Here is a 12,403-nt window from a genome sequence, read left to right as displayed (position 1 = left end):
AACGAGCTTTGGTTATACCGGGACCGCCGCGACTCCACCGTGACGCGGCTGCGCTACATTCGTCGCATCGGACCCGATGGAGCTGGCATGAAGCGTCCCGAAAGCGATCTGCACGACCTGGCCACCCAGCGTCCCGAGTCACTGGACGCGTACTGGATGCCGTTCACCGCCAACCGCCAGTACAAGGCCGCGCCGCGCATGCTGGTACGCGCCGAAGGCATGCACTACGAGGACGTCGACGGCCGCCAGATCCTCGACGGCACCGCCGGCCTGTGGTGCTGCAACGCCGGCCACGCCCGCCCGCGCATCGTCGAGGCCATCGTCGAGCAGGCACGCACGCTCGACTATTCGCCGGCCTTCCAGATGGGCTCGCCGCCGGCCTTCGCACTGGCGCAGCGGCTGGCCGCACTGGCGCCTGCCCCGCTCAACCATGTGTTCTTCACCAGCTCCGGCTCCGAGGCGGTGGATACCGCGATGAAGATCGCGCTGGCCTATCACCGCCAGCGTGGCGAGGGCCAGCGCACCCGCTTCATCAGCCGCGAGAAGGCTTACCACGGGGTCGGTTTCGGCGGCATGGCGCTGGGTGGGCTGCCCAACAACCGCAGGGCGTTCGGCCTGCAGCTGGGCGGCGTGGACTACCTGCGGCATACCCTGGACCTGCCGCGCAATGCGTTCAGCAAGGGCCTGCCACGCCAGGGCGCGGAGCTGGCCGACGACCTGGAACGGCTGATCGCGCTGCACGATGCCTCGACCATCGCGGCGGTGTTCGTCGAGCCCATTGCCGGTTCGGCCGGGGTGATCCTGCCCGCGCCCGGCTACCTCCAGCGCCTGCGCGAGCTGTGCGACCACCACGGCATCCTGCTGGTGTTCGACGAGGTCATCACCGGTTTCGGCCGGGTCGGCATGCCCTTCGCCGCGCAGCGCTTCGGGGTCACCCCGGACCTGCTGACCTTCGCCAAGGCGGTCAGCAACGGCGCGGTACCGCTGGGTGGCGTGCTGGCCAGCGACGCCGTGCATGCAACCCTGATGCAGGCACCGCCGCAGGCCATCGAGCTGTTCCATGGCTATACCCATTCCGGCCATCCGCTGGCCTGCGCCGCAGCGCTGGCCACGCTGGAGGTCTATGCCGAGGAGCGCCTGTTCGAGCGTGCCATCGAGCTGGGCGAATACTGGCAGGAACGGCTGCATGCGCTGCAGGGCCTGCCCAACGTGATCGACATCCGCAACTTCGGGCTGGTCGGCGCGGTCGAGCTGGCGCCGCGCCGCGATGCCCCCGGCAGCCGTGGCTACGAGGTGTTCCGGCGCTGCTTCCAGGACGGCCGGCTGCTGGTGCGCTGTACCGGCGACATCATCGCGCTGTCGCCACCACTGATCGTGGACAAGGCGCAGATCGACCAGATCACCAGCATCCTGGGCGAGATGATCCGGGCCACCGCCTGAGCCCGGGCCGGCGGTGGCGAGCGGGTACAATGGGCGGTTCCGCTCCTGCTCGCTGCCGTGCCCATGGATATCGTCGTCAAAGAAGAACTCAAGGCCTACATCGACCCGCTGACCGCGGACGAACATGACGCGCTGGAGCGCAGCATCCTGGCCGAAGGCTGCCGCGATGCGCTGGTGCTGTGGGGTGATGTGCTGGTCGATGGCCACAACCGTTTCGGCATCTGCCAGAAGCATGGCCTGCCCTTCAATACCGTGCAGAACACCCACTTCCAGAGCATGGAAGACGTACACCTGTGGATGATCGAGCAGCACCTGGGCCGCCGCAGCGTGTCCGACTTCCAGCGCGGCGTGCTGGCGCTGCGCAAGCGCGACATCCTGGCCGCCCGCAAGCAGATCGAGCAGGCGCAGCTGCAACGCGAGAGCGACGGCACCGCCGAAGCCATCGAGGACGCGGGTGAGGACAGCCCGCCGTGGGAACCGGCACCGAAGATCAGCCGCGCCGAGCTGGCCCGCGAGGCCAAGCTGAGCACCAGCCAGGTCGGCATGATCGAACGCATCCACGCCCAGGCCGCGGCCGAGGTGGTGGAAGCGGTGAAGGCCGGCGTGATCTCGATCAGCGCTGCTGCTGCCGTGGCCGACCTGCCGGAAGACGAGCAGCGCGCCGCTGCCGCCGGTGGCAAGGATGAGCTGAAGCAGGCCGCCAAGCGCGTGCGCGAGTCCAAGCGCAAGCCGCGCGCACCGAAGCCGGAAGCAGCCGAGATGGACTTCGAGGAAGCGGACGAAGAGCAGATCGCCAGCCGCGACGCCGAGGTGCTGTCGGCACTGGAGCAGCTGGGCGAGGATGCCCCGGCGCTGCGCCGCCGCGTGGTCGCGCTGACCCGCGAGAACGACACTCTGCGCGCGCAGCTGGCGGCGTTGCGCAAGCAGCTCGAAGCGCTCTGAACCAACGGGTAGTGCCGGCCGCTGGCCGGCAACCCCATGAACGTTCCGGGTGCGTTGCGGATGCCGGCCAGCGGCCGGCACTACCAGATGCTCATGCCGTGCCGGTTAGACTTCCGGCATGACGTCTGCCAACGATCCGCGCCGCGCACAGCTGCGGCGCCTGAAAGCCCTCGCGCTGGGACTGCTGCTGTTGATGCTGGCCGGTTTCGCGGTCAGCCACTGGCAGGGCGAGCGCGGCATCTGGGCCTGGGTCTCGGCCTTCTGCGAAGCAGCGGCCGTAGGCGCACTGGCCGACTGGTTCGCGGTCGTCGCGCTGTTCCGGCGGCCGATGGGCCTGCCGATCCCGCATACGGCAATCATCCCACGCAGCAAGGAACGCATCGGCGACAGCCTGGCCCTGTTCGTGCGCGACCAGTTCCTTGAACCACAGGTCCTCTTGGCAAAGCTGCAGGTATTCGACCCGGCCAGCCGTCTCGGCAGTTGGCTGGCCGACCCTGCACGTTCGCGGATGCTGGCCGACATGGCCCGCGGCTGGGCCTTGCAGGCACTGGACTTCTTCGACGAAACCGCGGTGCGCCGGCAGCTGCACGCCTTCGTGGTGCAGCAACTGCGGCAGTGGAATGCCGCCGCCACCGCCGGTGAGCTGCTGGCCCTGCTGACCGCCGATGGGCGCCACCAGCGCGTGCTGGACGAGGGCCTGCAGCGCTTGGGACGCTGGCTGGAGCAGCCGGAAGTGAAGGAGCGCGCCTCGCAGCTGATCGTGCGTTACATCCAGCGCGAGTGGCCGACGCTGTCGAGCACGGTGAACTGGGTCAAGCCGATCGACGAGATCGGCGATAGCCTGGCCGAGCGACTGGCGCGGGCGGTGCTGGAAGAACTGCAGCAGGTGCTGGCCGAGCCGCAGCATCCGCTGCGCCAGGACTACGAGAGCTGGCTGCAGAACTACGTGCAGCGCCTGCGCGAGGACCCGGCCCTGGCCGAGCGCATCGAACAGCTCAAGCAGGAAATGATCGACCACCCTGCCCTGCAGGAGTACGTGCAGGGGCTGTGGGCGCGCATCCATGCCAGCCTGCGTGCCGACCTGCAGCGTGAGGATTCGGCGCTGGTCGGCCACCTGCAGCGCAGCCTCGCGTCACTGGGCAGCAGCCTGCAGGCCGACCCGGCCCTGCGCGACGCGCTGAACCAGCATCTTCTGGAGGGCGCCCAGCGCCTCACCGGCCGCCTGCGCGAAGGCGTGACCACGCATATCGCGCAGACCGTGAAGAGCTGGGACGAACGGCATCTGGTCGAACAGCTGGAACTGAGCGTGGGCCGCGACCTGCAGTTCATCCGCTTCAACGGCACCCTGGTGGGCGGCCTGATCGGCCTGCTGCTGCACGCCGCGACGGTGGTGTTCAGGTTCTAGGACCCCATCCGGCAGTCGATCCACGTCCTGCGTGGAGACGGAATTCGTCACGCTTGATTAACGAAATGCGAATGCCTATCATTTGCCGATCGGTTGTACGCTTAGCCAAGCGGGGCACGGAAGCACGCACCCACCCGCCCCTTCGCCCGTGTACATCCCCCGACTACCGGGTCGCCCGCATTACACGGGTGGCGCACCGTCGATGGGACTTGCTGGGCGACGTGCGCGAAGCGCACGGCTGCTGCGTCTGCGCATTCCATCGCTTGTTTCGTCCTGCATGGAATCGCACTGATGGCAATGCCGCTGAACCACCCTCGTCCCACTCTGCTGGCCCTGGCCGTGACCGCACTGATGATCGCCCCGCTGGCCCACGCCGACGGCACTGCCGATCCTTCCGCACGCACGCTGGATACCGTGAAGGTGACCGCCGATGGCGAGATTCCCAACAGCTATACGGTGAAGGGGGCGCGCAGCGCGACCAAGCTCGACCTGTCACTACGCGAGACTCCGCAATCGGTGACGGTGGTGACCCGCCAGCGCCTGGATGACATGGGCCTGTTCTCGTTGTCGGACGTGATGGGCCAGGTCACCGGCGTCAGCGTGTCGGTCACCGACAGCGAGCGCATCAACTATGTTTCGCGTGGCTACACCATCGAAAACTTCCAGGTCGATGGCATGCTCAATACGTTCGGAGGCTCGGTCAAGACCAACACCGACAACGTCATCTACGAGCGTATCGAAGTGATCCGCGGTGCCACCGGCCTGACCACCGGCGCGGGCGATCCGTCCGGCACCATCAGCATGATCCGCAAGCGTCCGACCGACACCTTCCAGATGGGTGCCAACCTGACCCTCGGCCGCTGGAGCAACCGGCGCCTGGAAGCCGACCTTGGCGGCCCCATCGCCTGGGACGGCCGCATCCGTGCACGCATCGTGGCCGCCAAGCAGCAGAGTGATTCGTTCCGCGACGTCTACGCACTGGACAAGGACGTGTTCTATGGCATCGTCCAGGCCGATCTGAGCGATAGCACGCTGTTCGAAGTGGGCTATGAATACCAGTCACCCCGCAGCACCGGCGTGACCTGGGGTGTAGTGCCCTATTGGGGGGAAGACGGCACGCCGGCCAACCTGCCGCGCTCGACCAACCTGTCCGCGTCGTGGAGCAGCTGGCCGATCGTGGAGAAGACCACCTTCGCGCGGCTGGAACAGCAACTGGGCGACGGCTGGTCGGTGAAGGGCAACGTCAGCCATGCGGTGCGCGATACCGACGGCAGCGTCTGGTACGGTGCGGCCGGCAATCCGAGCGCGGACGGCACCGGCATAACGGCCTACATCTCGCACTTCAACCAGCACAGCACGATGGACGTGTTCGACGTCAACGTGGGGGGGCCGTTCAAGCTGTTCGGTCGCGAGCATGAGCTTGTGTTCGGCCTGGGCCAATCGGTTCGCAAGGGCGAATCGGAAGCAATGGATTTCAACTACGACACGGCCTATGCGAAGGTGCCTGACTGGCGGCACTGGACCGGCAACGTCCCGGTATTGCCGGTCACCCGTCTCGGCCGCCTGTCATCACAGGATGAGCTGCGCCAGCGCGCCGCCTACCTCGCCGCGCGCCTGCGACTTGCCGATCCGCTGCTGGCCGTAGTCGGCGCACGCTACGGCAGCTGGGAAACCCGCAAGTGGGACTATTCCTACGACGCCACCGGCAACCGCAATGGCACTAGGCGCAACGGCTACAAGCCCGACGATATGCTCACCCCGTATGCCGGCCTGATCTACGACTTCAACTCGATTTTCAGCGCCTACGTCAGCTACACCGATATCTTCAAGCCGCAGAGCAACCGCGACCGCAACGGCAACTTCCTGGAACCGGTAGTCGGCAACATGTACGAAGCTGGCGTCAAAGCCGAGTTCTTCGGCGGCCTGCTCAATGCCTCCGCCGCCGTATTCGAGGGCAAGCAGGACAACGTCGCCGAGAAGGATGATTCGGTACCGGTCAACTCGCTGCCCGGCGGTGAGCAGGCCTACCGCTCCACCGGCAAGGGCAACAAGGTCAAGGGCTGGGAAATCGAAACCCAGGGCAGCATCGGCGAGCAGTGGAACGTCTCGGCAGGCTTCGCCCACACCGTCATCCGCAACAAGGATGGCGTGCTGCAGCGGACCACGACCCCGCAGGATACCTTCCGCCTCAACACCAGCTGGCGCCCCGGTGGTATCGATGGCCGCTTCTGGCTGGGTGGCGGCGTGACCTGGCAGAGCCGCATCTGGAACACCAGCACCAAGGCGGATCGCAGCAAGGCCAACATCACTCAGGACGCCTTCTACCTGCTGAACCTGGCCGGCGGCTATCGCTTCAACGAGAACTTCAGCGCGCAGCTGAACATCAACAACCTGCTGGACAAGAAGTACTTCAACAACGTCGGTTTCTACAACGGCGTGTACTGGGGCGAACCACGCAATGTCACCGTGACACTGCGCTGGAAGCTCTGACCCTCGATGGATGGCACCGGTTCTGCGACCGGTGCCCGGCCACGGATGGCCAACCCCGGCGCGCTGCGGTGCGCCGGTTCCTTTTCACTGAAACCTGCAGGAACGCCGTGGACCGCTCGCCCGCAACCGCCAGCCCCCGCACCTTCTTCTCCAACCCGCGCTGGGGCGTGCTGTCACGCTCGCTGGCGGCGATCTTCGGCGGCTACGCGCTGGCTTCCGTGACCAGCGTATTCTGCGCGGTGGCGCTGCCCGGCGCACGTGGCCAGACCGTGCTGACCGGCATGCTGCTGGCCATTCTGGTGGCCGCCTGCGCGGCGCTGTGGGCGTTCGCCACCCGCAGTGCGCTGCGTGCGTGGGTCGGCATCCTCGCCCCCACCCTGCTGATGGCAGTCATCGCGCGCATGCTGGGGGCCTGGGCATGAAGAACGGATTCCGCCAGTCGATGGCCTGGCTGCACACCTGGACCGGCCTGCTGGTCGGCTGGCTGCTGTTGCTGATCTTCATGGCCGGCACGGCCAGCTACTACCGCGAGGAAATCAGCCGCTGGATGCGCCCGGAACTGCCCTCCAGCAACGTCAGCATCGATGTGGCCGCGCAGCGTGCCGTGGACTACCTGCAGGCCAACGCCGCGCAGGCCGAGAACTGGTTCGTCACCCTGCCACAACCGCGCAACCCGGCCATGCAGATGTTCTGGCGGCTGCCGCCGGAGCTGGCCGACCCCAGCCGTGGCCGTCGAGGGGGCTTCGGCGACGCAACACTGGACCCGAACACCGGGCAGGCACTGAAGGCCCGCGAGACTCGCGGCGGTGATTTCTTCTACCGCCTGCATTTCGACCTGCACTACATCCCGGTGCTGTGGGCGCGCTATCTGGTCGGCTTCTGCGCGATGTTCATGCTGGTGGCAATCATCACCGGCGTCATCACCCACAAGAAAATCTTCAAGGACTTCTTCACTTTCCGCAAGGACAAGGGCCTGCGTTCCTGGCTCGATTTCCACAACGTCAGCGCGGTGATGGCCCTGCCCTACCACGCGATGATCACCTACACCGGCATCGTGACCCTGATGATCATGTACCTGCCGTGGGGCGTGAAGGTGGCCTACCCGCAGGACGAGGATGCCTTCTACAGCGAGGCCTTCGGTGGCATGCCGGAGGTGACTGCACCTGCCGAAGGCCGCGCCACGCCGCTGCCGATCGCGCAGCTGCTGGACAGCGCGCGAGCGCATTGGCACGGCGTGGAAGTGGCCGGCTTCACCGTGTCCAACCCGGGCGCGGCCAATGCAGTGATCGACATCCGCCAGCGTGACGGCAAGCGCCTGTCCACCGACACCCCGGCCGTGCGCTACGACATGGTCAATAGCACGCTGCTGGAAGAAACACCGCCTTCCGGTGGCGCCACCGCCACCCGCGGCGTGCTGTACGGCCTGCACCTGGCGCGCTTCGCCGACTGGGGCCTGCGCGCACTGTTCTTCCTGTCCGGCCTGGTCGGCTGCCTGATGGTGGCCAGCGGCGTGGTGCTGTGGGCGGTGAAGGAACGGCCCAAGCACGCCAAGAGTGGCCGCACAGGCTTCGGCCTGCGCCTGGTCGATGCGTTGAACATCGGTACCGTGGCCGGCCTGCCGATCGCCTTTGCAGCGTACTTCTGGGGCAACCGCCTGCTGCCGCTGGACATCGCCGAACGCTCCAGCGCCGAGGCCAACGTGTTCTTCTGCGCCTGGGGCGCGGCACTGCTGGCCGCCTTCATCTGGCCGAAGCGGATGATGTGGGCCTGGCAGCTGTACCTGGGCGCAGCCGCGTTCGCGCTGGTGCCGGTGGTCAATGCGCTGACCACGCATGCGCACCTGGGCAACACCCTGCGCAACGGGGACTGGGTGCTGGCTGGCTTTGATCTGTCGATGATCGCGTTCGGCGCGATGCTGGCGCTGTGCGGCTGGCGCATGCAGCGCTGGACACCACCGCTGAGCGCGGCCGAGAAGAAGAAGCGTGCAGCGGCGGCGGCGGCGCCCAAGGCCCCGGTGGACGCTGCAGAAACCGCCGAAGCGGAGGCCAGCGCATGATGCTGCTGGCATTGACCCTGTCGTTCTCCGCGTTCACCGCGCTGTCGCTGGCGATGGAGAAGCACCAGCACGACCTGCACGGCAAGGCTGCAGCCACCCCGGCACGGCGCACGCAGTGGCGGGTGCTGGGTTGGGTGCTGCTGACGGTAGCGTTTGCACTGTGCGTGGTCGACCACGGCTGGGCGATGGGCCCGGTGCTGTGGCTGGGCGTGATGACCGTGGGCGGCGTGGTGCTGTCGTTCGGGTTGTACCCGTACCGGCCGAAATGGATCGCGCCGCTGGCGATCGCGCTGCCCGTGGCCGGGCTGCTGGTGGCGTTGCTGTAACCGCCATCCACGCATGGCGTGGATCTACTGAACAGCCCTCCACGCATGGCGTGGATGTACCGGCCAGATATGGGGAGTGCCGGCCGCTGGCCGGCATCCCATGAACCCTCTGCGGATCTGACACCGTTGCCGGCCAGCGGCCGGCATTACCGGGCTTACCCCAACCGCTTCAGTTCCCACGCGCGGTGGATGCGCGCGTTGCGCTCGAAATCCGGGCCGATGGTGCGCGCGGTGATCTCGCGGCACTGGGCGAATTCGGCGATGGCGTTCTCTTCCAGCTTGAAGCGGCGGAAGTTGTTGGAGAAGTACAGCACGCCACCCGGTGCCAGCCGTGCCACCGCCGCGCGCAGCAGCTTCAGTTGTTCGCGCTGCACGTCGAAGTCGTCGGCACGCGCGGAGTTGGAGAAGGTCGGCGGATCGCAGAAAATCACGTCGTACTGGCCACGGTCGCCTTCCAGCCAGGCCATCGCATCGGCCTGCACCAGCAGGTGCTGGTTGCCACCCTGCCCGTTCAACGCCAGGTTGTCGTAGCACCACTGCAGGTAAGTGGCCGACAGATCGACGCTGGTGGTGCTGGCCGCACCGGCCACGGCGGCCTGCACGCTGGCCACGCCGGTGTAGCAGAACAGGTTGAGGAAACGCTTGCCACGCGCCTGTTCGGCCATCATCCGGCGCAGCGGGCGATGGTCGAGGAACAGGCCGGTGTCCAGGTAGTCGAACAGATTCACCTGCAGCAGCGCGTTGTTCTCGCGCACCACGATGAATTCGTCACGCTGCTCGAAACGGCCGTACTTGCTGCCGCCCTTGCCGCGCTCGCGCGACTTCATCGACACCTGTTCCGGCGGCACGCCGAACACTTCGCGCGCGGCCGCCAGCAGCTCGTTGCGGCGGCGGCGCACGTCGTTCTCCGGAATCGCCGCCGGTGCAGCGTATTCCTGCACATGCAGGAAGGTGCGGCGCTTGCCACCGTCTTCCTCGTAGACATCGATGGCCGCCGCGTACTCCGGCAGATCGGCGTCGTAGGCGCGGAAGCAGGTGATGTCCTCGCGGGCGCGCCAGCTCTTGAACTTCTTCAGGTTCTTGCGCAGGCGGTTGGCCACCATCTGCGCGCCTTCGCTCAGTTCGCGCGGCTGCGCCGGGTCACGGCCCGGCACGGCGATCGGGTCGCAGACGATCAGCGCGCATTCCAGCGCACCGTTGAACATCTGGTACTTCTTGCCCGCACGCAGGCCGGTGGCAAAGGCCAGTTCGTCATTGCCGCACAGCAGGCTGGCGCGCCACTGCGGCACCGCCTTCTGCAGGGCATTGCCCAGTGCGCGGTACAGCGCCGGGTCGGCGGCCAGGCGTTCGTCATACGGCGGGTTGCAGACCACCGCACCGATCTCCTGCTCCGGCGCGGCCAGGTCGGCGACATCGGCGCGGGTGAAGCGGATCGCGTGGGCGACACCGGCCACCTCGGCATTCTCGCGTGCCGCCTGGATCGCGGTCGGGTCGATGTCGCTGCCGTGGATGACCGGCTTCAGCGCGGCCAGGCCAGCCGCTTCGCGGTCACGCGCCTCGCTCTGGAGGCTCTTCCAGGCGGCCTTGTCGAAGCCCAGCCAGCGGCTCGGCGGCAGGCTGCCGTGGCGCATCAGGCCGGGAGCAACGTCGGCGGCCATCAGCGCGCCTTCGATCAGCAGCGTGCCGCTGCCGCACATCGGGTCCAGCAGGCCGCCACCGGCGGCGTGCAGCCGCGGCCACTGCGCGCGCAGCAGCAGCGCGGCGGCCAGATTTTCCTTCAGCGGTGCCTCGTGAGCGGCGCCGCGCCAGCCACGGCGATGCAACGGGCCGCCGCCGAGGTCGATCGACAGCGAGGCACGGCCTTTGCGCAGTGACAGGTTGACCCGCACATCCGGCAGGTCGGTGTTGACCGACGGGCGCTCCAGGCCTTCATCACGCATGCGGTCGACGATGGCGTCCTTGATCCGCTGCGCGGCAAAGCGGGCATGGGTGATCTTGTCGCCCGACACGTGCGCGTCCACCGCCAGGGTCATCTCCGGCTTGATGTGCTCGTGCCACGGCAGCGCACGCACGCCGTCATACAGGGCCTGCTCGTCCGGGCAGTCGAACTCGTCGATCGGCCACAGCACGCGGCTGGCCAGGCGCGACCACATCACGATCCGCAGCGCCTGCTCCAGTTCGCCTTCGGCGTTGACGCCGGCAATGGTGGCAGTGGCCTTGCCAAGGCCCAGGGCCGACAGTTCATCGGCAAGCAGGTATTCCAGGCCCTTGGCGCAGGAGACGAAGAATTTCACAGGATCGGTTCGCAGGTGGTCGGGCGCGGCACAGGGGCCGGGCCAGTCGGAAAGGAGGGCCGTAGGCACGGCCGGCAGGCCCGCGCCGGGGGCGGCGGGGCTGCCATTGTAGTCAATGCGGGCGGGCGCGCCGTGCGCCCGGGCTTCACAGTTGCCGCAGCAGGCGCTCGAAGGCCTGCGCGGAGGCCTCCACGTGGTGCTCCAGGCGGTGGCCGTCGTCGACCAGCAGCAGCTGCGCCGAACGCGCCTGCGCCCAGGCAATCACCCCGGCGGCCGGAACCACGTCGTCATGCCAGGCCTGGACCACGGTGGTCGGCACGGCGGCGGCGTCCAGCGCCGGCATCGGGCCCATCGTGGTCGGCGGCACCATCAGGAACAGGCCGGCCACCGGCACCTGCAGCGAGGCGATGGCGGAGATGTAGGCGCCCAGGCTGGAACCGGCCAGCACCACCGGGCCCTGCTGGGCAGCGATGGCGGTGCGTTCGACCAGGCGGCGCAGGCGGGTCGGCACGTCACCTACGCGGCTGACCTCGCTCATCGCGTCCAGGTCTGTATAGTCCGGGCGCTCATGGGTCCAGCCCAGGCGCTGCGCCACGTCGGCCAGCGCGGTGACCTTGGTCGCCTCCGGGCCGCTCTCGAAGCCGTGGGACAGGATGCAGTGGCCGCGGCTCATGCGCGCGCTCCATGGGAGCAGGCCGACGAGGAAAGGGAAGGCAGGTTCATGCCGCAATGCTAGCATCGCCGGATGCCCAACCCGCTCCTGCCCGGCCTGCAGCTGCAGCCCCTGCCCTACGAAGACCGTCTGCCACTGCGCGACCCGGCCACGCTGGAGATGGTGGTGATCCACTGCACCGAGCTGCCCGATCTGGCGATGGCCCGCGAGTACGGCGAGCGCGTGCTGTATGACAGTGGCGCCGGTAACAGCGGCCACTTCTACATCGACCGCGATGGCAGCGTGGTGCAGTACGTGGCACCGGAACGCGTGGCGCATCACGTGCGCGGCATGAACGCGCATACGCTGGGCATCGAGCTGGTCAACACCGGGCGCTACCCGCACTGGTTCGACAGCCGCCAGCAGGCGATGGACGAGCCGTACACCGAGGCGCAGCTGCAGGCGCTGGAGCAGCTGCTGCAGGCGCTGGTGGTGCGCTATCCCTCGCTGCGGCGGATTGCCGGGCATGACCAGCTGGATCTGGAGCAGGTGCCGGCCAGTGATGACCCGACGATGATGGTGGCGCGCAAGCGTGACCCAGGGCCGTTGTTCCCGTGGGCGCGGATTCTGGCGAAGGTGCCGTTGCAGCCGGTTGGGTAAGCGGCAGGGCTGCGCCCTGCACCCGCAGAAGCCGAAGCCAGAGCAACAGCAGAAGCTGACTTCCTGAGGGGAGGCGGGGTGGGTCCGGTTGCGGGGGACGCTGCAAGTACGTCCATGTAAGCTCGGTCGCCGCATCCA

The 12,403-nt window shown here is 67.6% G+C and carries 10 protein-coding genes; 8 read left to right on the top strand and 2 right to left on the bottom strand.

Annotated features, from left to right (window positions below; genetic code table 11):
• Nucleotides 1–87: 87 nt before the first annotated feature.
• From aptA to ACZLIB_RS07525, 7 genes are all read left to right on the top strand, one after another.
• A complete protein-coding gene (gene aptA / locus ACZLIB_RS07555; protein ID WP_032127885.1) occupies nucleotides 88–1,440 on the top strand; it encodes an omega-aminotransferase AptA in 1,353 nt (450 codons plus the stop codon).
• 63 nt (nucleotides 1,441–1,503) lie between these two features.
• Nucleotides 1,504–2,382: a ParB N-terminal domain-containing protein gene (locus ACZLIB_RS07550; RefSeq protein ID WP_478469519.1), complete on the top strand. Its 879-nt coding sequence runs from the start codon at nucleotides 1,504–1,506 to the stop codon at nucleotides 2,380–2,382.
• Nucleotides 2,383–2,500: 118 nt separating this feature from the next.
• Nucleotides 2,501–3,787, top strand: a complete 1,287-nt coding sequence (locus ACZLIB_RS07545) for a DUF445 domain-containing protein (protein ID WP_071228415.1) — start codon at nucleotides 2,501–2,503, stop codon at nucleotides 3,785–3,787.
• 291 nt (nucleotides 3,788–4,078) lie between these two features.
• Nucleotides 4,079–6,277 carry a TonB-dependent siderophore receptor gene (locus ACZLIB_RS07540; RefSeq protein ID WP_478469518.1) on the top strand — a complete coding sequence of 733 codons (2,199 nt, stop codon included), beginning with the start codon at nucleotides 4,079–4,081 and terminating at the stop codon, nucleotides 6,275–6,277.
• 107 nt (nucleotides 6,278–6,384) lie between these two features.
• Nucleotides 6,385–6,699, top strand: coding sequence for a DUF3649 domain-containing protein (locus ACZLIB_RS07535; RefSeq protein ID WP_032127889.1), 315 nt, complete (start codon nucleotides 6,385–6,387; stop codon nucleotides 6,697–6,699).
• Nucleotides 6,696–8,333 (top strand): PepSY-associated TM helix domain-containing protein, encoded by a 1,638-nt coding sequence (locus ACZLIB_RS07530; protein WP_478469517.1) that lies wholly within the window; start codon nucleotides 6,696–6,698, stop codon nucleotides 8,331–8,333. The genes ACZLIB_RS07535 and ACZLIB_RS07530 overlap by 4 nt, the downstream gene beginning before the upstream one ends.
• Entirely contained in the window at nucleotides 8,330–8,659 is a 330-nt protein-coding gene (locus ACZLIB_RS07525) for a DUF3325 domain-containing protein (protein ID WP_049399886.1), read from the top strand. The genes ACZLIB_RS07530 and ACZLIB_RS07525 overlap by 4 nt, the downstream gene beginning before the upstream one ends.
• 155 nt (nucleotides 8,660–8,814) lie before the next feature.
• On the opposite strand, the gene rlmKL is transcribed toward ACZLIB_RS07525, so the two are convergent.
• Nucleotides 8,815–10,953, bottom strand: coding sequence for a bifunctional 23S rRNA (guanine(2069)-N(7))-methyltransferase RlmK/23S rRNA (guanine(2445)-N(2))-methyltransferase RlmL (gene rlmKL / locus ACZLIB_RS07520; RefSeq protein ID WP_121503821.1), 2,139 nt, complete (start codon nucleotides 10,951–10,953; stop codon nucleotides 8,815–8,817).
• Nucleotides 10,954–11,098: 145 nt separating this feature from the next.
• On the bottom strand, nucleotides 11,099–11,626 hold the full coding sequence (locus ACZLIB_RS07515; RefSeq protein WP_049399884.1) for an alpha/beta hydrolase: 528 nt from the start codon (nucleotides 11,624–11,626) through the stop codon (nucleotides 11,099–11,101).
• 72 nt (nucleotides 11,627–11,698) lie between these two features.
• Here ACZLIB_RS07515 and ACZLIB_RS07510 point away from each other — a divergent pair, with 72 nt between their 5' ends.
• Nucleotides 11,699–12,265, top strand: coding sequence for an N-acetylmuramoyl-L-alanine amidase (locus ACZLIB_RS07510; RefSeq protein ID WP_049399883.1), 567 nt, complete (start codon nucleotides 11,699–11,701; stop codon nucleotides 12,263–12,265).
• The last annotated feature ends 138 nt before the right edge of the window (nucleotides 12,266–12,403 follow it).

This window comes from Stenotrophomonas sp. 220_Sma (assembly GCF_056487375.1).
Note: the sequence above shows the minus strand (reverse complement) of the source record. Positions and strands in the feature narration are given on the sequence as shown.